The organism is Palleronia abyssalis (assembly GCF_900302445.1).
Taxonomy (GTDB): Bacteria; Pseudomonadota; Alphaproteobacteria; order Rhodobacterales; family Rhodobacteraceae; genus Palleronia; species Palleronia abyssalis.
In genome coordinates this window covers 109,874-131,094 of record NZ_ONZF01000006.1, presented here as the reverse complement: position 1 = coordinate 131,094, position 21,221 = coordinate 109,874, and the positions used below count along the sequence as shown (strand labels likewise).

Below are 21,221 nucleotides of genomic sequence, written 5' to 3'. Positions count from 1 at the left end.
CATAATCTTCAAGCCGGGGCCGGGCAACGGCGCGTGTCGCGGCCGTTTTCGTTACAGGCGGGACGCCGCCAGGGGCCGCTTCGTTACAGAATCCCCGAAAATACGCCGCCGCCGTCAATCGCGCGTGAGGCGGCTCGCCTTGCGGGGGGAACCAGCCACCTTGCGCCGGGATTGACCGCCCCAACCCCCCGGAGGCCTCCATGCCGGACACAACGACCGCGCGCCCCAACCCGTGGCTCAGGCGCCTGCCGCTGATCGCCATCGCGGTCGTGGCCCTGATCGGCGCCTTTGCCCTGCGCGACACCCTGACCTTCGAGACGCTGGCCCGGAACCGCGAGCGTCTGCTGGCTTTCCGCGATGCGAATTACCTGCTGGCCGTGGTGGCGTTCATCGGGGTCTATACCGCGATCGTCGCGTTCTCGCTGCCCGGGGCGCTTCTGGCGACGCTGACGGGCGGGTTCCTGTTCGCGACCTTTCCGGGGGTCGTCTATAACGTGACTGGCGCCACGCTGGGGGCGGTGGGCATCTTTCTGGCGGCGAAATGGGGTCTGGGCAACCGGTTGGCGGCGCGGATGAGCGCCTCGGACGGGATGGTCAAACGCATCAAGCAGGGCATCGACGAGAACCGGTGGTCCATGCTGTTCCTGATCCGGCTGGTGCCCGCGGTGCCGTTCTTCGTGGCGAACCTGGTCCCGGCCTTCGTTGGCGTGCCGCTTTACGCTTTCGCGGTGACGACCTTCCTGGGCATCATGCCCGGAACGCTGGTCTTCACTTCCGTCGGCGCGGGGCTGGGCGAGGTCTTCGCCCGGGGCGAGACGCCGGACCTGTCGATCATCTTCGCGCCGCAGATCCTGCTGCCGATCCTGGGGCTGTGCGTTCTGGCCGCGCTGCCCATCGTTCTGAAGGCCGTGCGCGGCAAGAAGGGAGTCTGACCCATGGAAAAGATCAAGTGTGACGTCTGCATCATCGGCGCCGGTTCAGGCGGCCTGTCCGTGGCGGCGGGGGCCGCTCAGATGGGGGCGAATGTCGTCCTGATCGAGGGCGGCAAGATGGGCGGCGATTGCCTGAACTACGGCTGCGTTCCCTCGAAGGCGCTGATCGCGAGCGCCGCGAAGGCCTATGGCATGGGCCATCCCGGCGCGTTCGGCGTGGCGGCGGTCCAGCCGCAGGTCGATTACGCCGCCGCCAAGGACCATATCGGCCGCGTGATCGAGACCATCGCCCCCGTCGACAGCCAGGAGCGGTTCGAGGGGTTCGGCGTCCGCGTCCTGCGCGCCTTTGCCCGGTTCAAGGACGAGAAGACGGTCGTCACCGACGAGCACGAGGTCACGGCCCGGCGCATCGTGATCGCCACCGGATCGGCCCCGCTTGTCCCGCCCATCGAGGGGCTGGACCAAGTCACGTATCACACCAACGAGACGATCTTCGACCTGCGCGAAAAGCCGCGCCATCTGCTGATCATCGGCGGCGGCAATATCGGGATGGAGATGGCCCAGGCCCACCGGCGGCTGGGCTGCGAGGTCACGGTGATCGAGGGTGGCACAGCGCTGGGCAAGGACGACCCCGAGGCGGCCGCGCTGGTCAAGGCGCGGATGCAAGAAGAAGGCGTTGTGCTGGTCGAAGGCCAGCAGGCCAACCGTGTGACAAATGGTCCCGAGGGCATCACGGTCGAAACGCCGGGAGGTAGCCACACCGGTTCGCATCTTCTTGTAGCCGTGGGGCGGCGCGTGAATGTGGACAAGCTGGACCTCGACCGCGCGGGGGTTGCCCATGACCGTGGCATCAAGGTCGACGACCGCCTGCGGTCCACCACGAACAAGCGCGTCTTTGCGGTGGGCGACGCGGCGGGGCGGCTGCAATTCACGCATGTTGCAGGCTATCACGCGGGCGTCGTGATCCCCCAGATCATGTTCGGCCTGCCGTCGAAAGCGAAGCAAAACCACATTCCCTGGTGCACCTATACCGATCCGGAACTGGCCCATGTGGGCCTCACCGAGGAGCAGGCGAAGAAAAAGCACGGCGACAAGGTCACGGTCGTGCGCTTCCGTTATGACGAGAACGACCGCGCCGTCGCGACCGGCAAGACCGACGGGTTCGTCAAGGTCTCGGTCGTGAAGGGCAAGCCGGTGGGGGCGACCATAGTGGGCGCCGAGGCGGGCGAGTTGATCTCCATGTGGTCGCTGGCCATCGCCAACGGACTGAAGATGCGGGCGATCTCGAACACCGTGTTGCCTTATCCAACGCTGTCGGAAATCAACAAGCGCGCGGCCGGTGCGTATTTCTCGCCATTGCTGTTCGGGAACGATAATGTGAAGCGGGTGGTTCGCCTGATACAGAAGTATTTGCCCTGAGCCCTTTGGACCTCGCCCATGCTGAACACCCTTTCGGGACGATTCCTGATCCTGACCGTGGGCTTCGTGATGCTGGCCGAGGTGATGATCTTCATCCCCTCGGTCGCGCGATTCCAGCAGGACTATCTGCTGTCGCGGCTGGAGCGGGCGCAGATCGCGTCGCTGGCGCTGCTGGCCGACGACATGATCTCGCCCGAGCTCGAGGTCGAGCTCTTAGAGAATGCCGAGGTCTATAACGTCGTTCTGGTCCGGGACGAGGCGCGCCAACTTGCGCTGTCCTCGCCCATTCCGGGGCCGATCGCGGAAACCTACGACCTGCGCGATCCCACCGCGCTGGATCTGATCGGGGGCGCGCTGACGACGCTGACCTCGACCGGCGAGAACGTGATACGGGTCATCGGACGCCCGGTGCGCGAGGGCGGTCAGCTGATCGAAGTGACGATGCCGTCGGCCCCGCTGCGGGCCGCGATGGTGGATTACGGGCTGCGGATCCTGCTGCTGTCGGCCGTGATCTCGGTCGTGACCGCGTTCCTTCTGTTCCTCGCGGTGCGGCGGTTCCTGGTCCGCCCGATCCGCGGCGTGGTCGATGCGATGCAAAGCTATGCCGCCGCCCCCGAGGACGCCCGCCGCATTATCGAGCCGTCGGCCGGCGTGCTGGAGCTGCGTACCGCCGAGACGGCGCTTCAGACCATGCAGACGCAGCTGACCTCGGCGTTGCGCCAGAAGGAACGTCTGGCCCAGCTTGGTGGCGCGGTTGCCAAGATCAGCCACGACCTGCGCAACGTGCTGACCACCGCGCAGCTGTTCGCCGACCGGATCGAGGCATCGTCGGACCCGGGTGTCACGCGCATGGCGCCCAAGCTGGTGGGATCGATCAGCCGGGCGATCTCGATCTGCGAATCCACGCTGGCCTTCGGCAAGGCCGAAGAGCCGCCGCCGCAGCTGACCCGCGTGATGCTGGCCGACCTTGTGGCCGACGTTCTGGACGGCGAACGGCTGGCGGCGGGGGAGGCCGAGATCTCCTTCGCCGAGGACGTGCCCACGGGGATGTCCCTGCGTGCCGATCCCGAACAGCTCTATCGCGTGCTGGGCAATCTGGTGCGCAACGCGCGGCAGGCGATGGCCGGTCGCACCGAAGGCGGGGAAATCGGCGTCTCGGCCGACGAGACCGAGGCCGACTGGATCATCCGCGTCACCGATACCGGCCCCGGCCTGCCCGAACGCGCGCGCCAGCACCTGTTCCAGCCGTTCCAGGCGGCCTCGAAACGGGGCACGGGGTTGGGTCTGACCATCGCGCAGGATCTGGTGCGCGGCCATGGCGGAGAGCTGTCGCTGGTCTATACCGGCCCCGAGGGGACGTGTTTCGAGATGCGCCTGCCGAAGACCATCGTCCGGCTGGACGCGGCCGAGTAGTTGCCCGTGGCGGCACGGGGGCTATCTTCGCGCCCGGATGCCGGGGGATATGACATGATCGACCAAACGACCGAGGCCGCCATCGTCGGGGCGGTGCGCGACGTCGCACGGACCGAGATCCTGCCGCGATTTCGCAGCCTGAAGCCGTCGGAAATCGACACCAAGACCGGCCCCGAGGATCTGGTCACCGTGGCCGACCGCGCCGCGGAAAAGGCGCTGGGCATACGGCTGTTGGACATCCTGCCCGGCGCGGCGCTGGTGGGCGAGGAAGCGGTCGAGGACGACCCCTCGCTTCTGACTGCGTTGAAGGGCGACGGCCTGTCGGTCGTGATCGACCCCATCGACGGGACATGGAACTTCGCCCACGGGCTGGCCCTGTTCGGGGTCATCCTTGCCGTGCGGCAGGGCGGGCGGACGATCTGGGGGCTTCTGTACGATCCGGTGATGGACGACTGGATGGTGGCGGCCGAAGGGCAGGGTGCCCGGTTTATTCGGGACGGCAGCGTCACACCCCTTCACACGCGCGCCCCCCGCGCCCCGCAGGAGGAAACGGGATACCTGCCCCTGGGTCTCTTCGACGGACCCATCAAGCAGGTGCTGGCGGGGCTGATGCCGCGATTCTCTCGCGTGCAGTCCCTACGCTGTTCGCTGCACGAATACCGGATGCTGGCGGCGGGGCATGTCGATTGGGTGATGGCGGCGCAGTCGAAGCCGTGGGACCACTTGGCCGGCCAGCTGATCGTGGCCGAGGCAGGGGGCGCCTGGGGCACGCTGGACGGCACGCCCTATGATCCGGGGCGCGCCGATCAGGTGCTTCTGGCGGCGTGTGCCGAAAGCCGTCTGACCACCCTTCGCACCACGTTTCAGGGGGGCTGAGCCATGCCGGAAACGCGCGCCGACTATCGCCTGCTGCGGGACATGCCCACGCGGTGGTTCGACAACGACATCTACGGCCATCTGAACAACACGGTGCATTACCAGCTGTTCGACACCGCGGTGAACGCGCATCTGGTCGAGACGGGCGTGCTGGATCCCCATACGGGCGACACGGTGTTCCTGGTGGTGGAATCGGGCTGCCGCTATTTCGCGCCACTGTCTTTTCCCGAGGTCGTGACGGCCGGTCTGCGGGTGGCGCATCTGGGACGGTCGTCCGTGCGCTACGAGATTGGTCTGTTCGGGGGCGAGGCGGACACAGCCGCCGCCGAGGGTTTCTTCGTTCACGTGAACGTGGACCGGCAGACGCGGAAGAAGGCCCCGATCCCCGACGCGGCGCGGGACGTGCTGGAAGCCTTGCGATAGGCCCCATGTCAGCCCATGCGGGACGGGCCCGGTCACCGCATCGGTGCCGGGCTGTCATCCGCATTTCATCTGCAATGTGATCGAAGGTGGCGGCGCCGCCATAGATCGTTTGCGAGAATGGTTCGGACGGGGCGTCACCCCCGGCCTTTCGTTCCACCGGTGAAACTTTGGGACAGGCGGGTCCGATTGCCAGGCCGGACAAGCCCTTCCGAAGTCTCGCTGTAGGTCGATCTGCGCGCGGGACGGGATATGCCCGCGCGAGGGTTAAGACCGGGTGGACCCGCCGTCCGTTGCGTCCGGGTCGCGCGCGAAATCGGGGCGGTCTGGGGCGTGGATCTCGACCCGTTCGATCGTCTCGCGGCTGAAGGCGACGATCATCGACACCACCATCAGGCAAACCAGCACGAAGATCGGCAGGCCGATCACGGTGATGACCTGTTGTAGCGCGTTCAGGGCCTCGTCGCCCGCCAGGATCATCAGTGCCGCGGCGACGCCCCCTTCGGCCAGGCCCCAGAACAGGCGCTGGCGCACGGGGCCTGCTTCGGGTTCGCCTGAACACAGCATGTCGACGACCAGCGAGGCCGAGTCCGACGAGGTGGCGAAAAAGATTGCCACGATCACGATGGCCACGCCCTGCACGAAGCTGGTGAGCGGGAAGCTTTCGAGGAAGGCGAACATCGCCAGCGGCACGCTGTTGGATACCGCTTCCGAGATGCGTCCGGCATCCGCGCCCAGTTGCTGGCGCATCTCCTCGCCGATGCCGTCGATGCCCATGGCGGCCCAGCCGAAGATCGAGAACCACACGATGGTGAAGATCGACGGCGCGAACAGTACGCCCAGCACGAACTCGCGGATCGTCCGCCCCTTGGAGATACGCGCGACGAACAGGCCGATGAAGGGCGACCAGGTGACGGTCCACGCCCAGTAGAACACCGTCCAAGACCCTTGCCAGCCCCAGTCATCGGTGGCGGGCAGGTAGCCGGCCATCATGTCGTTCCAGAAGGCGAAGCGCGGCAGGTTGGTAACGTAGATCCCGAAGGTCTGAACGATGCCCCGCAGCAGGAACAGGGTCGATCCGGTGATCAGGATGAAGATCATCAGCCCGACGGCCATGCCGATATTGATGTTCGACAGAAGCTTCACGCCCCGATCCAGCCCCGCCACGATCGAGGTCACGGCGACGCATGTCAGCACGCCAAGGATCGCCAGCCGAAGGGGCGTGCCGTCGGGCCAGCCGAACAGCGATTCCAGCCCCGCGGCGATCTGGCTGGTGCCCAGGCCCAGCGAGACCGCCACCCCGAACACGGTGCCCAGAACGGCGAAGATGTCGATGGTCTTGCCGATGGGGCCGTTGATCCGCTCGCCCAGCAGCGGCCAGAAGACCGAGCTGACGCGCACCGGCAGGTGGTAGCGATAGATGCAATAAGCGAAGGCCAGACCCGGCAGCGCGAAGATCGTCCAGGTGTGCAGTGCCAGGTGATAGTTCGCGATGGCGATGGCGTCGTTCGCGGCCTCGGGGCTGAAGGGCTCGACCCCCGCGACCGGCGGGGTGGAGAAATGCGAGATCGGCTCGGCCACGCCCCAGAACATCAGGACCGTGCCGATGCCGCCCGCGAACAGCATCGTGAACCAGCTGAGGTTGTTGTACTCGGGCTTCGCGTCCGGCCCGCCCAGCTTGATATGCCCGTAGGAGGAGAACGCGGCGAACAGCAAGAACCCCAGCCACACGTTCACGCCCAGGATGAAGAACCAGCCCAGCTTTGCGACGATCCAGCCACGCGCGCCCTCGAACGCGGTGCCGATGGGGCCGGGAAAGACCGACAGGGCGACCACCGCCACGATCATGATGGCGGCAGAGACGAAGAAAATCGTGGGATCGGTCCTTAAGCCCAGGCGCTTGGCGAGGCTGTTCATGTCTGGCACTCCGAACAATAACAGCCTTGCGACATAGGGCGTTTGGCCGGGGGGACAGGCTTTACCGCCGCCAAAGGCTCGCATGGGCCAGCGCCAGGTCGGCCCGAAACGCCCGCCCGATGGCAACCAGACCCATGCGGGACAGGGCCTTGGGGTCGAAGCTGGCGTCGGTCCGGTGGGGCGTCAGATCGGCGAAGGCGATGCGGTGGGTGGTCCACGCGGCGGGCGCCGTGAAGGTCGCGCGGAAGGATTGCCAGGGGCGCGACAGGTCTTGGGTGCGCAAGTGCAGGTTGTATGACTCGCCATTGCCGAAGACGGTCAGGGACATTCCGTCCCAGCCGTCCGCCGGGTCCAGATCGCGGGCCATCTGAAGAAAGCCGCCGTCGTTTTCCAGGCGGACCGTGCCGGTCAGGTGCAGCGCTGGACGCCCGCCGACCTGTTCGACCGCCAGCGCGCCGTTGCTGACGCCGCCCATAACCCGGTCCGAGACCATCTCCCACCCGTCGGGGCGCTCAGTTTCGGCGTCGAAGATAACGTGTTCCATGCCGCGCGACCTAGCGCGCGGCGCGCAGCGGTCACCCCGCCTCGGGGGCGGCCGCGTCGAGGGCGATCTTCTTGCGGTTCCACCGGATCGAAGACATCAGCGCCGCCGCGATCAGCGCGATGCCAAGGCCCCCGGTCACCACCTCGGGGATGTGCATCAGCGGCTGAAGGAACATGATGACCGCCAAGACGAGAATCGCATAGAACGCCCCGTGTTCCAGGAACCGGTATTCCGACAGTGTCCCTTTCTCGACCAGCATGATGGTCATCGAACGGACATACATCGCCCCGATCCCCAGACCGATGGCGATGACGAACAGGTTCTGCGTCAGCGCGAAGGCACCGATCACCCCGTCGAACGAGAAGCTGGCGTCCAGCATTTCCAGATACAGGAACGCGCCAAGACCGCCGCCCGCGGCAACCGTTTCCGGACCGCGACTGTCGAGGACCTCGCCCAGCGCGTGCACGACGAGATAGGTCAGAAGGCCCCACATCGCCATGGTCAGGAACCGCCCGGCCTCGGCCTCGGGAAAGAACTGCGATACGCCCAGAAGCACCGCCACCGTGACCAGCATGTCGGTCCCGCGGGTTGCGCCGTGGCGGGCGACGAACTTTTCCAGGCCGCCCAGCCAGTGGTCCTCTTTCTCGGGGTCGAAGAAGAAGGACAGCGCCACCATCAAAAGGAAGGTGCCGCCGAAGGCCGCGATGTCGGGATGCGCCTCGTCCATGATGCGGGCGTATTCTGCGGGGTTTTCGGCGGCCAGCACCACGGCGGACCACGGACCCGTTCCGGCGGCGATGGCGACGATGGCGACCGGGAAGATGATGCGCATCCCGAAGACCGCGATCAGGATCCCCCAGGTCAGGAACCGGCGCTGCCAGACGGGCGACATGCGTTTCAAGACGTTGGCGTTGACGATGGCGTTGTCGAAGCTGAGCGAAATTTCCAGCGCCGCGAGGATCAGCGAGATCAGGAAGATGCCCAACGTGCCCTGAACGGTTCCGGTAAAGCTCCACCCTACCCAGACCGACAGCAGAAGGCCCAGGGCGGTGACCGCGAAGGCCCAGGTGAAGTATCGTGTGGTCCCGTGTGCCATGGGCGTCCTTCCTGCGGGGGCGATTTGCGGGACATACGCGATCCCGCGCCCGGTTGCATCCCACCCCCACCGCTTGCCGCCGCGTTCCGCCATCGGCAAGGTGGCGCGCATGTCTCAGCCGCCCGTCCTTCGCCTGCGTATTGTCTTCCCCGGCCACGGCATGGTCGGCCCCGGCAAGGCCGAACTGCTGCGCCGCATCTCCGAGACGGGATCCATCGCCGCGGCGGGCCGCGCCATGGGCATGAGCTACAAGCGTGCGTGGCAACTTGTCGACACGATGAACGCGATGTTCGGCGAGCCCGTGGTGATCTCGACCCGGGGCGGCACGAAAGGCGGCGGGGCCGAGGTGACGGACACGGGGCGCGCGGTGCTCGATGCCTATGCGGGGGCGGTGGCGGCCGCCGAAAAGGCCAGCGCCGCCGAGGTGGCGCGGATGGCCGATCTTCTGGGCGATATGTCCGGCGGAAAATAACGCTTGCCGTCCGCCCGCGCCGGGGTGACAGTCTGCGCATGTCCCGTCCCCCCGTCCTGTTGATGCTGCGCGTTGCCCTTCTGTGCCTACTGGTGCCCGGCGCCGCGATGGCCCAGACCGTCACCGTCTTCGCGGCCTCCAGCCTCAAGACCGCGCTGGACCGCGCCGCGCCCGCGTTCGAGGGGGCGACGGGCTACGATCTGCGGCTGGTCTATGCCGGGTCCTCGGCGCTGGCGCGCCAGATCGGGGCGGGGGCGCCGGCGGATGTGTTCGTCTCGGCCAATTCCGAGTGGATGGACGCGGTGGCTGATCGGGTGATCCCCGGTACGCGTCGCGACCTTTTGGGCAACGCGCTGGTCCTGATCGGCCGCACGGGTCCCGAGGTGGCGCTGGATGCGGGGCTGCTGGACCGGCTGGGATCGGGGCGCCTTGCCATGGCCCTGACCGAGGCGGTGCCCGCGGGCATCTACGGCCGCGCCGCGTTCGAGGCGCTGGATCTCTGGGGTGCGCTGGCCCCCCGTGTGGCCGAGGTCGACAACGTCCGCGCGGCGCTGGCGCTGGTGGCGATCGGCGCGGCGCCGCTGGGCGTCGTCTATGCCACGGACGCGGCGGCTGAACCGCGCGTCCGTGTGCTGGCGCGCTTCGACCCCGCGCTGCACCCGTCCATCCGCTATCCCGCGGCCGCGATCGACGGGGGCGGGGATGGGGCCATCGCGTTCCTCGATTACCTCGAAGGCCCGGAGGCGTCGGAGATCTTCGCCGCAGAGGGGTTCGAGGTGCTGGAGTGACCTTCTGGCTAGGCCCCGAAGCGCAGGCGGCCTTGTGGCTGTCGCTGAAGGTGTCGTTCTGGGCGACCGTGGCCAGCCTGCCCCTGGGACTGTTCGTGGCGCACGCCCTGGCGCGCTGGTCGTTCCCGGGCAAGCAGGTGCTGAACGGAATGGTCCTGCTGCCGCTGATCCTGCCGCCGGTGGTGACGGGCTATTTGCTGCTTCTGGCGCTCGGCCCGCAGGGACCGCTGGGGACCATTGGCACGCTGTTCGCCTTCCGCTGGACCGGGGCGGCGCTGGCGGCAGGGGTCATGGCGTTTCCCTTGATGGTCCGCGCCATCCGCCTGTCGATCGAGGCGGTGGACCCCAAGCTGGAGGATGCGGCACGCACACTGGGGGCGCCGCGGGCGTGGGTCTTCGTCACGGTCACGCTGCCGCTGATCCTGCCGGGGATCCTGACGGGCGCGGTGCTGGCCTTCGCCAAGGCGATGGGCGAGTTCGGTGCGACGATCACTTTCGTCTCCAACATCCCCGGAGAGACGCGGACCCTGCCCACCGCGATCTACACCTTCTTGCAAGTGCCCGGCGGCGAGGTCGAGGCACTGAAGCTGGTCGCCGTCTCCGTGGGCGTGGCCATGGGGGCGCTTCTGGTCTCGGAATGGCTGTCGGCGCGGGTGGCGCGGCGGATCGCGGGACGATGAGCCTGTCGGTCCATATCCGCCGCGACCGACCTGGCTTCACGCTGGACATCGGGTTCGATGCGCCGGGGGGACTGACGGTGCTGTTCGGGCGGTCCGGGTCGGGCAAGACCAGCGTGATCGACGCGGTCGCGGGTCTGGCACGGCCCGATGCGGGGCGGATCGTGCTGCAGGGGCGCGTGCTGTTCGACAGCGCCGCGCGCGAGGACCTGCCCCCCGAGCGGCGCGGCCTGGGCTATATCTTCCAGGAGGGGCGGCTGTTTCCGCACATGACCGTGCGGCAGAACCTGGGATACGGGCGGCGCTTCGCGGCACGGCGCATGGACCTGTCCCCCGTGGTCGAGATGCTGGGCATCGGGCACCTGCTGGACCGGCGTCCCGGCGCGCTGTCGGGGGGCGAAAAGCAGCGCGTGGCCATCGGGCGCGCACTTCTGTCCGATCCGCGCATGCTGCTGGCGGACGAGCCGATGGCGGCGCTGGATGCCGCCCGCAAGGCCGAGATCCTGCCCTATTTCGAGCGTCTGAGGGACGAGACGGACGTGCCGATCCTGTATGTCAGCCATGACGCGGCCGAGGTTGCGCGGCTGGCCACCACTGTGGTCGCGGTCGAAGACGGCCGCGTCGCGCGGATCGGTCCCGCGGCCGAGGTACTGGGCGATCCAGGCGTCGCGCCGACCGGCGTACGCGCCATCGGTGCCGTGATCGAGACGCGCATTGCGGCCCATCATCCGGACGGGCTGACCGAACTGGATGCGGGCGGGGTGCCGCTGTTCCTGCCGCATGTCGACCGGCCCGCCGGATCGCCCCTGCGCGTGCGCATCGCGGCGCATGAGGTGGTTCTGGCGCGCGGTGATCCCGGCGTGCTTTCGGCGCTGAACCGGCTTCCGGGGACCATTTCGGCCTTGCGAGAGGGCGAGGGGCCGGGGATGATCGTCACCCTTGACACCCCCGCCGGGCGGCTTCTGGTGCGCGTCACGCGGCGGTCGGCTCAGGCGATGGGGCTGGAGGTCGGGCAACCCTGCACCGGGATCGTCAAGACCGTGGCGCTGGCGCGAGAGGACGTGGGCGGCTGACCCGTCAGGTGCCGCGCGTCATGACCGTGGCAGTCCGCAGCATGACCCGCAGGTCGAGGGTCAGCGAGCGCGTGCCGAAATAACGTTCGTCATAGGTGACGCGATCCTCGAACGCGGTGCTGTCGCGGCCATGGACCTGCCACAGCCCCGTCAGCCCCGGGCGCATGCGAAAATAGGCTCGCCCGCCCGCATCGCGGTAAAGCTGTTCCTGATCGGTGGTGAAAGGGCGGGGGCCGACAAGGCTCATCTCGCCCGTCAGTACGTTGACCAGCTGAGGCAGCTCATCCAGGCTGGTTTTGCGCAGGATGCGGCCAAGCCGCGTGATGCGGGGGTCGTCTTTCAACTTCTGGCGGAGGCGCCACTCCGCCGCGCGGGCTTGGTCTTCGGCGCACAGGCGGCGGAGCGCGGCGTCTGCGTCGGGCACCATGGATCGGAATTTCCACATGGTGAACCGCTGGCCGTCGCGGCCGACCCGTACCTGCCGGAAGATCGGTTGCCCGCCGGTCAGCAACAGCGCCAGCCAGATCGCCGCCATCAGCGGCAGCACCAAGGGGGCCGCAAGCGCGAGACAGACCAGATCCAATGCACGCTTTCCTGTTTCCGGCCCGGGCGTGGGCAGGATGGCGGGGGCGTCGGTCTGAATCAACGACATGGGGGCAGCTCCGGGATGATCGGTTCCGGCGACGCTGCGTGCGAATGCTTACCACGAGGTAAAAAGGTAAAGGGAATTGGGGGTTTGGCTAAAATGCCGGGTATTTTCCGGCCTCAGCGGCAGTAGGCACCGCCGCTGCGCCGCGCGGTATCCAGGTGGAAGTGATCTTGGTGGAACCGATCCGCATCGGGCCCCAGCACGGTGGCGAAGGGGCCGCAGGCGCCGCGGTGGATGGTCCTGAGCGAACTTCCACGCGACCAGTCGCGCAGCACCGAAAGCTCGGCCCCGTTGGCGAGGAGAAAGGCCGAGATGTCGATGGCCCGACCGCGCCCGTGCTCGGAAACCTTGGCCCCGGGCAGGTTGTTGCGCGTGCGGCAGCTGTAATGCGCCGCCACCCGAAGGCCCGCCAGCCCGCCGCCGGTCGCGCCGATCGCGGGGCGGGCGATGCCGCGGACCCACGCGGCTAGCGCCTGCGCCGTGTTGCAGTCCATCACCGCGGCCTGGCTGAGGCGAACCCCCTCGACCATGCTGACGCGCACGGGGTTGCCGATGCCGCAGCCCGAGAGGCGGCCCGGGATCGCGGCGATTTGCACGCCGCGGATCGCCTCGCGACCGCAGACGGCCCCGGGCACGCCGGAGGGCGCGTAGTCGGGTGTGCCGACCCGTGCCACCGTCGCCTTGCGCCGCAGGTTCTGGGGGCGTGCTTCGGGGCGCAACGAAGAGGGCAGGGCGGCGATGACCACGGCCTCGGGCGCGGTGGCGCGCGGGAGCGGGCGGGGACTGGCCTCGGGCGCGGCGGCGTGGGCCGGCAGGGCGAGCGTTCCCAGAAGGACCGCCGCCGCCAGCCCGCGGATCACTGCTCCTGACCCTTGAAGGCGGCGATGGCGTGGACGACCCGGCGGCACGACGCCTCGTCGCCCACGGTGATGCGCAGGCAATTTGGCAGGCCGTAACCGCCAACGCGTCGGACCAGAAGCCCCTCGCGGCGCAGGTGATCGTCGCAGGCCTCGGCCTCTTCGGTGCTGTCGAAGCGGGCCAGGACGAAATTCGCGGTCGAGGTGTCAGACATCACGCCGATCTCGGCCAGGGCCTTCTGCATCCAGGTGCGCATCCGGGCGTTTTCCGACCGGCTTTTCTCGACGAAGTCGCGGTCGCGCACGGCAGCTTCGGCCGCCGCCAGTTGCAGCGTCCCAAGGTTGAACGGACCGCGCACGCGATTGAGCACGTCGATCACGTGGGGCGGACCGTATGCCCAGCCGACGCGAAGGCCGCCCAGCGCGTAGATCTTGGAAAACGTGCGCGTCATCACGACGTTCTCTCGCTTTTGCACCAGCTTGGCGCCGCCGTCGTAACCGTCGACATATTCGGCATAGGCCCCGTCGAGGACCAGCAGCACGTTCTCGGGCAGTTCAGCAGCAAGCCGTCCCACCTCGTTCGAGCCCAGCATCGTGCCCGTCGGGTTGGCGGGGTTGGCGACGAAGACCAGACGCGTGCGGAAGTTCACCGCGTCAAGGATGCTGTCCACGTCCACCTTGCGCTCGTGCTCGGGCACGCAGATGGGCGTCGCACCGGCCGCGAGGGTCGACAGGCGATACATGGAAAACCCGTGCTCGGTATGGATGACCTCGGTCCCGGGGCCGGTATAGGCGGTACACAGCATATGGATCAGCTCGTCCGAGCCTGCGCCGCAGACGATCAGCTCGGGGTCGAGGCCGTGCACCTCGCCGATGGCGCGGCGCAGTTCTGCGTGATCCGTGGACGGATAGCGGTGCAGCAGGTGTTCGACCTTGCGCAACACACCCCGCGCCGCTTCGGGCGGACCCGCGGGGTTTTCGTTCGACGAAAGTTTCACGACATCCCGCACGCCCGGCACGCTGCTGGCGCCGCCCTGATAGGGCGCAATCTGGAGGACACCGGCTTTCGGTTCTATGGCGTGGGACATCTTGGGGAACTCCTGCTGGCGTTCCTCTTAACGGGGTGTGGCACGCTGGGCTAGTGGAACCTCGCGCGTCACTTCGACTGGCTGCGCTCGGAGATTTTCAGAAGCATCCGGCGGGGCAGGAAGGGTACGGCGAACCGCAGCCCGAACGCCAGCGCCGCCTTGTCGATCTTCACCAGCTGGCCCTTCATCATCGCGTCGTACCCCTTGGTCGCGACATCGCGGGGGTTGTTGCCGCCCATCTTGACCATGGTGGTGCCGTGCATGTCGGCGCGGTCGGCGAACTCGGTTTCGACGTAGCCCGGGGCGAGGACGGTGCAGGTGACCCCCTTGGGGCGCATCTCTTGATCCAGCGCCATGGTGAACGAATTGACGAAGGCTTTCGAGGCGAAATAGGTGGCCTGCTTCGGCCCCGGAATGAACCCCGCGGTCGATCCCAGGTTCAGGATCCGCCCTGAGCCGCGCCGGACCATGTCCGCCCCGATCAGGTGACACAGCGTGACCATCGTCTTGATGTTGAGGTCGACCATGAAGAGGTCCAGCTCCAGCTCGCGTTCGATGAACTTGCCCTGGCCTCCGTTGCCGGCGTTGTTGATCAGGATGTCGGGAGACAGACCCCGATCCTGAATCGCGGCATAAAGCGCGCGGGCCCCGTCCTCACCAGAGATGTCCATGGCAATGACATGGACCGTGACACCGTGGGCGGTCTCAAGCTCCTTTTTCAGCTCCGACAGGCGGTCCTCACGCCGGGCGGTGACGATGAGGTCGCCGCCTTTCTCGGCATGGATGCGGGCGAGTTCGCGGCCGATCCCGGACGAGGCACCGGTGACGAGGGCGAGAGGGGGCATGGCAGTCTCCTTCCGGAAGATTGGCATCGGTGTTGCTTGCCAAACGGCGGTGGCCGCCACACGTTCCGCACCGACCAACTGACGGAGACGAGATGGCATTGATCGTGGCGACCCTTCTCGCGGCCTTGGTGGGGGTCTATCACTTGTTCGCCCTGCGTGCGCTGGACCGGCTTTCGGGACAGGATGGGACACGGCCCAACCGAACGCTCAGCGTGGCGTTCCTGGGCCTTCTGGCCATCCACCTCAGCGAGATCCTGGCCTTTGCGGGGGTCTATGCCGGCCTTCTGTCCACCGGCCGGTTCGGGGCCCTGGAAGGGACGTTCGACGGGACGTTCAACGACCTGATATATTTTTCGGGCATGTCCTTCGCGACGCTGGGGTATGCCGATATCGACGCACGCGGCCCAATCCGGATGGTCGGCATGGTCCAGTCGCTTCTGGGGTTCATGCTGATCACGTGGAGCGCGACGTTCCTGTTCACCGTCTGGGAAAAGGCGTTCCGCCGGTAATCGGGGCAGCAACGAAAAAGGCCGCCCCGACTTGGGACGGCCTTTCGGCATCGCAAGGCGCAGCGATCAGTTCTGCGCGTAGTATTCGATGACCAGGTTCGGTTCCATCTGCACCGGGTAGGGCACGTCGCCCAGGGCCGGGGTGCGGGTGAAGGTCGCGGTCATCTTCGAATGGTCGACTTCGAGGTAGTCGGGCACGTCACGCTCGGCCAGTTGGGTGGCCTCGATGACGGAGGCCAGCTGCTTGGACTTCTGGCGCACCTCGATCACGTCGCCTTCCTTGACCTGGTAGGAGGGGATGTTGACGCGCTTGCCGTTGACCGTGACGTGGCCGTGGTTCACGAACTGGCGGGCGGCGAACACGGTGGCGACGAACTTCGCGCGGTAGACGACGGCGTCCAGACGCTGCTCGAGCAGACCGATGAGGATTTCACCGGTGTCACCGCGGCGACGCTCGGCCTCGGCATAAATCTTGCGGAACTGCTTTTCCGTCAGGTCGCCGTAATAGCCTTTCAGCTTCTGCTTGGCGCGCAGCTGAAGACCGAAATCGGAAATCTTGCCCTTGCGGCGCTGGCCGTGCTGGCCGGGGCCGTATTCGCGGCGGTTGACGGGGGATTTGGGGCGGCCCCAAATGTTCTCGCCCATGCGGCGATCGATCTTGTACTTGGCAGAGGTGCGTTTGGTCACCGTCTGATCTCCTTCGTTGGACGCGGCCCGCGCGGGTGGTCTGGGCTGGCCGCTATGAAGGGCGTTGTCCTCTGGGGTGGGTCCCCCGACAGGCATCCCCTTGCGGGGGCCACCAACACCAATGAAGCGCGCCTTATACGGCCCGCGCGGGCGGTGTCAAGCAGCCCTGTGCCGCGCGCCGGAGGGCCTGCCGCCCCTCACCGTCGTGCAGCAGGATCTGCGCCTCGGCGGGCGACAGCATCCGCCGCGCCTCGGGGCCGTAGCGGGCGGGGTCCTGTGCAAGGTCCGGCATCGCGTCGAAAAGATGCGCGCGCTGGTCATCGGGAATTTCTGACAGGCACGTATGGGCCGGGTGGAAGCTTTCGGTGGCGACACCGTTGGCCCAGACGATCTCGTGCCGGGGCAGCATCAGGTGGACATAGGTCAGTTGCGCGATCTTCCGGTCCACGTGGATCCCGCGGTGGCCAACAAGGTCGCGCGCGGCGACCAGAACCTCGGGCTGGTTGAACAGGGCCTGCGCTGCCTGTCCCCGCAGCAGCACCCGGTGCCGGGGCGAGATCACCAGATCGCCGCGCGGGTCGCCCGGGGTGAAGGCGCCCGAGGGTACGCGGATCGGGCGCAAGTTGGGCATGACGTGAAGCCGTGCGCCCGAGATGGGGCGCGTGCCGACCCACATAAGCGGTTGATACCCATTGTCGCGCGTCTGGATCATGTCCCCGATCCGCAGCGCCTCGACGGTCTTTGGACCCCGTTTCGTGGCCAGGACCGTGCCGGGGGTGAAGCAGATGACGTCCGCGGGGGCGTCCGCAGGCCGAAGGGGGGCGGGCCCGCGCAGAACGGTCAGGGTGACGTTCGCCGGCGGCAGGTGGTCGGTGAAGACAATCAGGGGCCGCGCGCTGGAGGTCAGATGCAACAGCGCGGCCTCGAACACCCGGCGGCCGTCGGTCAGGGCGAACTGGGTCCCGATGGCCGTGGCGTCGATTTCGTCCAGTTCGGCCGGATCCACATGGACCTGCGCGCGCTTTAAAAGCCTAGCGGCGGCGCGCCCCGCGTGGCGGCGCAGGGCCTGTCCGCCCACAGGATCGGTCAGGGTCAGGATGCTTGAGGCGCCGTCGATCCGCTGCGCGTCGCCCTGCCAGCGCCATTCGACACCGGGCTCGAGCGCAGCGACGGGCAGGCCGGCCAGACCGTCGATCCGGATCTGGGACCATGCCATGACATACGTGCCGCGAAAGCCCGTCTGCGCGTTCATGCCTGCTGCCTCTCTGGCGGTCTGGTGCCGCTGTTCGGCCTGTGGATAACATGCCGGCGGCCTTGTCACCAAGCAGGCGGGGGCACGCGATGGCCCGACGTGACCGCACGTCCACACCCTTGGCCTTGCGGCACGGGACTTATATCGAGCGGTCGAGGAGGGCCGCCGATGATCATCTGCCGCACGAAACCCGAACTGAGGGAAGCCCGGGTCCGGCTGGGCGCCGATCGCGCGACGGTAGGTCTGGTGCCCACGATGGGCTATCTGCATGACGGCCATATGGCGCTGGTGGCGGCGGCGCAGGCGGCCTGCGACTGCGTGATCGTGACGATCTTCGTCAACCCCACGCAATTCGGCCCGAACGAGGATCTGGCCAGCTATCCGCGCGATACCAACCGGGATCTGGCGATGCTGGAGGCCGCGGGGGTGGACGCCGTATTCTTGCCCGGCCCGGACGAGATGTATGCCCCCGACGCCGAGACCATCGTCGAGCCGTCGCGCCTGTCGCGGATCCTGATCGGGCGTCTGAGGCCCGGCCATTTCCGCGGCGTGGCAACGGTGGTCACCAAGCTGTTCAACCTGGCCCAGCCCCACCGGGCGTTCTTCGGACAGAAGGATTACCAGCAACTGACCGTGATCCGCCGCTTCGTGCGCGACCTGGACATCCCGGTCGAGGTTACCGGCGTGCCCATCGTGCGCGAAACGGACGGTCTGGCCATGTCCTCGCGCAACGTGCGGTTGGCGAAAGCGGATCGCGCCGCTGCGCCTGTTCTGTTCGCCGCGCTGCAAGATGGGCAGGCGGCCATCGCCGCGGGCGAGAGCGTGGCCCATGCCCGCCGGACCGTACGCGCGCAAATCGCCACCTCCCAGGCGGCCGACATCCGGTCGGTCGACGTGCGCGATGCGGCCTCGCTGGGGCAGGTGGACGGCCCGCCCATCGATCCCGTCGTCATCCTGGTGGCCGTCCGTTTCGGCGACGTGCTACTGATCGACAACATCGTTGCCCACCCACCGGAGGCCCAAGCATGAGCACCGAACGACCCGCACCCGTCCGCCGTATCACGGTTCCCCAGATCGCGGCGCGGAAGGGCGGCGATCCCATCGTCTCGCTGACCTCGTATCACGCGCACACCGCCGCAATCGTCGACCGGCATGCCGATTTCATCCTGGTAGGCGACAGCCTCGGGATGGTCATGCACGGGATGGAGACGACGGTGGGCGTGCCGCTGGACCTGATGATCATGCATGGACGCGCCGTGGTGCGCGGCACGAAGCGCGCGCTGGTCGTCGTGGACATGCCCTTCGGCAGCTACGAGGAAAGCCCGGGCGTGGCGTTCCGCAACGCCGCCCAGATCATGAAAGAAACCCAGTGCGGCGCGGTGAAGCTGGAAGGCGGCAAGCGCATGGCCGAGACGATCCGCTTCCTGACCGAACGCGGGGTGCCTGTGATGGCCCATATCGGCCTGACCCCGCAATCCAGTCACGTCATGGGCGGCTTCCGCACCCAAGGCAGGGACGAGGACACCTGGGATCTGCATATCGCGGATGCGCAGGCCGTGGCCGAGGCCGGGGCTTTCGCAGTGGTGGTCGAAGGCGTGGTCGAGCCGCTGGCGCAGAAGATCACCGAGGCTGTTTCGATCCCCACCATCGGCATCGGCGCCAGTGCGGCCTGCGACGGGCAGATTCTGGTCCTGGAAGACATGCTGGGGCTGGGAGACCGGCCGCCGAAATTCGTGAAGGTCTATGGACAGCTGGGGGACCAGATCGAACAGGCGGTCAAGAGCTACTCGGACGAGGTACGCAGCAGGACTTTCCCGGGAGAGGATCACGTTTACCGTTAAGTGTTGCACGGGCAGGGCAGATACATCCTTAACGGGTATGATTGTCGCCTCGATTTGCGATTGCAACCAAACGTTTAACCATGGCGTGATCGTTCGCTTGAAGCCCAGGGAGCATTCCTGAAGAAACGCGGAAAGGTTGAAGTAATTTTGGCTTATCGAGATGCTCCCATCCAGGCTCACGGAACTTTGCGCAGCGTTTCGCTGCTGTGATGCTCAGCTTCGGGTCGCGATCCAGTCGGACGGGGCAAGCGGGCACGCCCGCCTGTTGCGCAAGTCGGTCGAGCTTCTGAGCGAGATCGAACGGTATCAGCCGAAATCGACTGAAGAGATGGAGGAGCTTCTGGACTTCTTCGCCCGCCGCCGCGTCGATGAGCCGACGAGCCGGTTCGAGGACATAGAGAAGCTGGCCCAGACCCTATTCCGGACCCCCACCTCCAGCCTGCCGCAGAGCGTGCCCGGCGGACTGCGACAGGTTCCCGTGCCCGATCCCCTGCCGCAGGGCCTTGCCGGACCCGCACTGGCCAGCTTGGTGGTTTGCGCCGACGACAGGATGGTCGCGCTGGACCGAGGCTATCGCATCCTCGCCGTCAGCCAGGCCGAGGCCCGATATCGCCGCGCGACGGCTGGCCATCTGGCGGGCAAGCATCTGCTGGAAGTCATCGGCTGCGGTACCGCGCAACTTCGCGAAAAGAACCGGATCGACCTTGCCTTCGCCGGGCAGCCCCAATCGCGCGAGATCGAGGCGCCCGAGCACCATGGTGCCGGCCCGTTGATGAAGCGGATCGATGCGGTAACGGACAAGGCAGGGCGGTGCTACGCCGTGGCGATCCGCACGACGCCCGTGGCCGAGGATCAGAGGTCGGCCGGGACGACCTGATCGGGCGGTCGGTGCCCGTCGGCGAAGGTCTTGATGTTGATGATGACCTTCTCGCCCATCTCGGCCCGCCCTTCGACCGTAGCCGATCCCATATGCGGTAGAAGCACCGTGTTCGGAGTCTCGCGCAGCTTCGGGTTGATCTCGACCCCGTGTTCGAACACGTCGAGGCCCGCGCCCGCGATTCTTCCATGCTCCAGCGCCCGGGCCAGCGCATTCTCATCGATGACCTCCCCGCGCGAGGTGTTCACGATCACCGCCGTAGGCTTGAGCAGCTGGATACGGCGGGCATTCAGCAGGTGGAAGGTCGAGGGGGTGTGCGGGCAATTGACGCTGATCACGTCCATCCGCGACACCATATGGTCGAGGCTTTCGTGATAGGTCGCGTCCAGGTCCTCCTCGATCCGGGGGCGGACGGGGCGACGGTTGTGGTAATGCACCTGCATCCCGAAGGCCTTGGCGCGGCGCGCAACCGCCTGGCCAATCCGGCCCATCCCAAGAATGCCGATGCGCCGCCCCGCGATGCGTCCGCCCAGAAAGGCGTTGGGCGACCAGCCCTCCCACGCGCCGGACTGCATGGTGGCCAGACCTTCGGGAATGCGTCGGGTGACGGCCAGGATCAGCGCCATCGTCATGTCGGCCGTATCGTCGGTCGAGGCGCCCGGCGTGTTCGATACCAGGATCCCCTTTTGCCGCGCGGTCGCCACGTCGATATTGTCCACGCCTGCGCCGTAGTGGGCGATCAGCTTCAGCCGCTCGCCCGCGCGGGCCAGAAGGCGGGCGTCGATCCGGTCGGTGACCGTGGGCACCAGCACGTCGGCGCGGGCGACCGCGTCGGCCAGCTCTTCGCGCGTCATCGGGCGGTCGTCCTCGCGCAGTTCGACGTCGAACAGTTCGCTCAGGCGGGCCTCGACCGCGGCGGGCAACCGTCGCGTGACGACAACACTCAGACGATCAGGCGACATCTATACCTCCTGGGGAATTTCATTCGG

23 protein-coding genes are annotated in these 21,221 nt (G+C 67.2%); 13 read left to right on the top strand and 10 right to left on the bottom strand.

All coding sequences use genetic code 11. The features are described from left to right. Positions 1-200 precede the first annotated feature (200 nt). Genes PAA8504_RS13830 through PAA8504_RS13810 form a run of 5 tightly spaced genes read left to right on the top strand, consistent with a single transcriptional unit; the run spans position 201 to position 5,063 of the window. Positions 201-932, top strand: a complete 732-nt coding sequence (locus PAA8504_RS13830) for a TVP38/TMEM64 family protein (protein WP_108894781.1) — start codon at positions 201-203, stop codon at positions 930-932. A 3-nt stretch (positions 933-935) separates the two neighbouring features. Beyond that, the gene (locus tag PAA8504_RS13825) at positions 936-2,351 is read left to right on the top strand and encodes a dihydrolipoyl dehydrogenase family protein (RefSeq protein ID WP_108894780.1); all 1,416 of its coding nucleotides are present in this window, start codon (positions 936-938) and stop codon (positions 2,349-2,351) included. Between the two features lie 18 nt (positions 2,352-2,369). Then, the gene (locus PAA8504_RS13820; protein WP_108894779.1) at positions 2,370-3,764 is read left to right on the top strand and encodes a sensor histidine kinase; all 1,395 of its coding nucleotides are present in this window, start codon (positions 2,370-2,372) and stop codon (positions 3,762-3,764) included. A 54-nt stretch (positions 3,765-3,818) separates the two neighbouring features. Then, positions 3,819-4,640 (top strand): inositol monophosphatase family protein, encoded by an 822-nt coding sequence (locus tag PAA8504_RS13815; protein ID WP_108894778.1) that lies wholly within the window; start codon positions 3,819-3,821, stop codon positions 4,638-4,640. Between the two features lie 3 nt (positions 4,641-4,643). Then, positions 4,644-5,063, top strand: a complete 420-nt coding sequence (locus PAA8504_RS13810) for an acyl-CoA thioesterase (RefSeq protein ID WP_108894777.1) — start codon at positions 4,644-4,646, stop codon at positions 5,061-5,063. 264 nt (positions 5,064-5,327) lie between these two features. Here the strand turns inward: PAA8504_RS13810 and PAA8504_RS13805 are convergent, their stop codons facing one another. The 3 genes from PAA8504_RS13805 to PAA8504_RS13795 all read right to left on the bottom strand — a co-directional run bounded on the left by PAA8504_RS13805 (position 5,328) and on the right by PAA8504_RS13795 (position 8,617). Next, a complete protein-coding gene (locus PAA8504_RS13805) occupies positions 5,328-6,977 on the bottom strand; it encodes a BCCT family transporter (protein WP_108894776.1) in 1,650 nt (549 codons plus the stop codon). Positions 6,978-7,038: 61 nt separating this feature from the next. Continuing rightward, positions 7,039-7,521, bottom strand: coding sequence for a CIA30 family protein (locus tag PAA8504_RS13800; RefSeq protein ID WP_108894775.1), 483 nt, complete (start codon positions 7,519-7,521; stop codon positions 7,039-7,041). A 31-nt stretch (positions 7,522-7,552) separates the two neighbouring features. Then, on the bottom strand, positions 7,553-8,617 hold the full coding sequence (locus tag PAA8504_RS13795; protein WP_108894849.1) for a DUF475 domain-containing protein: 1,065 nt from the start codon (positions 8,615-8,617) through the stop codon (positions 7,553-7,555). A 109-nt stretch (positions 8,618-8,726) separates the two neighbouring features. Between PAA8504_RS13795 and PAA8504_RS13790 the strand changes: the two genes are divergently transcribed. Genes PAA8504_RS13790 through modC form a run of 4 tightly spaced genes read left to right on the top strand, consistent with a single transcriptional unit; the run spans position 8,727 to position 11,627 of the window. Next, positions 8,727-9,089, top strand: coding sequence for a winged helix-turn-helix domain-containing protein (locus tag PAA8504_RS13790; protein ID WP_108894774.1), 363 nt, complete (start codon positions 8,727-8,729; stop codon positions 9,087-9,089). Positions 9,090-9,127: 38 nt separating this feature from the next. Then, positions 9,128-9,877: a molybdate ABC transporter substrate-binding protein gene (modA, locus tag PAA8504_RS13785; RefSeq protein ID WP_108894773.1), complete on the top strand. Its 750-nt coding sequence runs from the start codon at positions 9,128-9,130 to the stop codon at positions 9,875-9,877. Next, positions 9,874-10,557, top strand: coding sequence for a molybdate ABC transporter permease subunit (gene modB, locus PAA8504_RS13780; RefSeq protein WP_108894772.1), 684 nt, complete (start codon positions 9,874-9,876; stop codon positions 10,555-10,557). The genes modA and modB overlap by 4 nt, the downstream gene beginning before the upstream one ends. Then, a complete protein-coding gene (gene modC, locus PAA8504_RS13775) occupies positions 10,554-11,627 on the top strand; it encodes a molybdenum ABC transporter ATP-binding protein (protein ID WP_108894771.1) in 1,074 nt (357 codons plus the stop codon). The genes modB and modC overlap by 4 nt, the downstream gene beginning before the upstream one ends. Before the next feature lie 4 nt (positions 11,628-11,631). Here the strand turns inward: modC and PAA8504_RS13770 are convergent, their stop codons facing one another. The 4 genes from PAA8504_RS13770 to PAA8504_RS13755 form a co-directional block, all read right to left on the bottom strand. Further along, the gene (locus PAA8504_RS13770; protein ID WP_108894770.1) at positions 11,632-12,279 is read right to left on the bottom strand and encodes a sugar transferase; all 648 of its coding nucleotides are present in this window, start codon (positions 12,277-12,279) and stop codon (positions 11,632-11,634) included. Positions 12,280-12,392: 113 nt separating this feature from the next. Then, positions 12,393-13,136 carry an extensin-like domain-containing protein gene (locus PAA8504_RS13765; RefSeq protein ID WP_306419531.1) on the bottom strand — a complete coding sequence of 248 codons (744 nt, stop codon included), beginning with the start codon at positions 13,134-13,136 and terminating at the stop codon, positions 12,393-12,395. Then, positions 13,133-14,221, bottom strand: coding sequence for a histidinol-phosphate transaminase (gene hisC / locus PAA8504_RS13760; RefSeq protein WP_108894769.1), 1,089 nt, complete (start codon positions 14,219-14,221; stop codon positions 13,133-13,135). Before hisC ends, PAA8504_RS13765 begins: the two co-directional genes overlap by 4 nt. A 68-nt stretch (positions 14,222-14,289) precedes the next feature. Beyond that, positions 14,290-15,066: an SDR family NAD(P)-dependent oxidoreductase gene (locus tag PAA8504_RS13755; protein ID WP_108894768.1), complete on the bottom strand. Its 777-nt coding sequence runs from the start codon at positions 15,064-15,066 to the stop codon at positions 14,290-14,292. Positions 15,067-15,158: 92 nt separating this feature from the next. Here PAA8504_RS13755 and PAA8504_RS13750 point away from each other — a divergent pair, with 92 nt between their 5' ends. Further along, a complete protein-coding gene (locus PAA8504_RS13750; RefSeq protein WP_108894767.1) occupies positions 15,159-15,575 on the top strand; it encodes an ion channel in 417 nt (138 codons plus the stop codon). 66 nt (positions 15,576-15,641) lie between these two features. On the opposite strand, the gene rpsD is transcribed toward PAA8504_RS13750, so the two are convergent. Both rpsD and PAA8504_RS13740 read right to left on the bottom strand, forming a co-directional pair. After that, on the bottom strand, positions 15,642-16,262 hold the full coding sequence (gene rpsD, locus PAA8504_RS13745) for a 30S ribosomal protein S4 (protein WP_108894766.1): 621 nt from the start codon (positions 16,260-16,262) through the stop codon (positions 15,642-15,644). A 133-nt stretch (positions 16,263-16,395) separates the two neighbouring features. Next, the gene (locus PAA8504_RS13740; RefSeq protein ID WP_181375802.1) at positions 16,396-17,514 is read right to left on the bottom strand and encodes a Hint domain-containing protein; all 1,119 of its coding nucleotides are present in this window, start codon (positions 17,512-17,514) and stop codon (positions 16,396-16,398) included. A gap of 168 nt (positions 17,515-17,682) precedes the next feature. Between PAA8504_RS13740 and panC the strand changes: the two genes are divergently transcribed. The 3 genes from panC to PAA8504_RS13725 all read left to right on the top strand — a co-directional run bounded on the left by panC (position 17,683) and on the right by PAA8504_RS13725 (position 20,232). Further along, complete coding sequence (gene panC / locus PAA8504_RS13735; RefSeq protein ID WP_108894764.1) at positions 17,683-18,543, top strand: pantoate--beta-alanine ligase; 861 nt, start codon at positions 17,683-17,685, stop codon at positions 18,541-18,543. Further along, positions 18,540-19,355, top strand: a complete 816-nt coding sequence (panB, locus tag PAA8504_RS13730; RefSeq protein ID WP_108894763.1) for a 3-methyl-2-oxobutanoate hydroxymethyltransferase — start codon at positions 18,540-18,542, stop codon at positions 19,353-19,355. The genes panC and panB overlap by 4 nt, the downstream gene beginning before the upstream one ends. Before the next feature lie 160 nt (positions 19,356-19,515). Then, a complete protein-coding gene (locus tag PAA8504_RS13725; protein ID WP_146190497.1) occupies positions 19,516-20,232 on the top strand; it encodes a hypothetical protein in 717 nt (238 codons plus the stop codon). Here the strand turns inward: PAA8504_RS13725 and PAA8504_RS13720 are convergent. Then, positions 20,208-21,194: a 2-hydroxyacid dehydrogenase gene (locus PAA8504_RS13720; RefSeq protein ID WP_108894761.1), complete on the bottom strand. Its 987-nt coding sequence runs from the start codon at positions 21,192-21,194 to the stop codon at positions 20,208-20,210. The two genes, PAA8504_RS13725 and PAA8504_RS13720, sit on opposite strands and share 25 nt — an antisense overlap. Positions 21,195-21,221 lie beyond the last annotated feature (27 nt).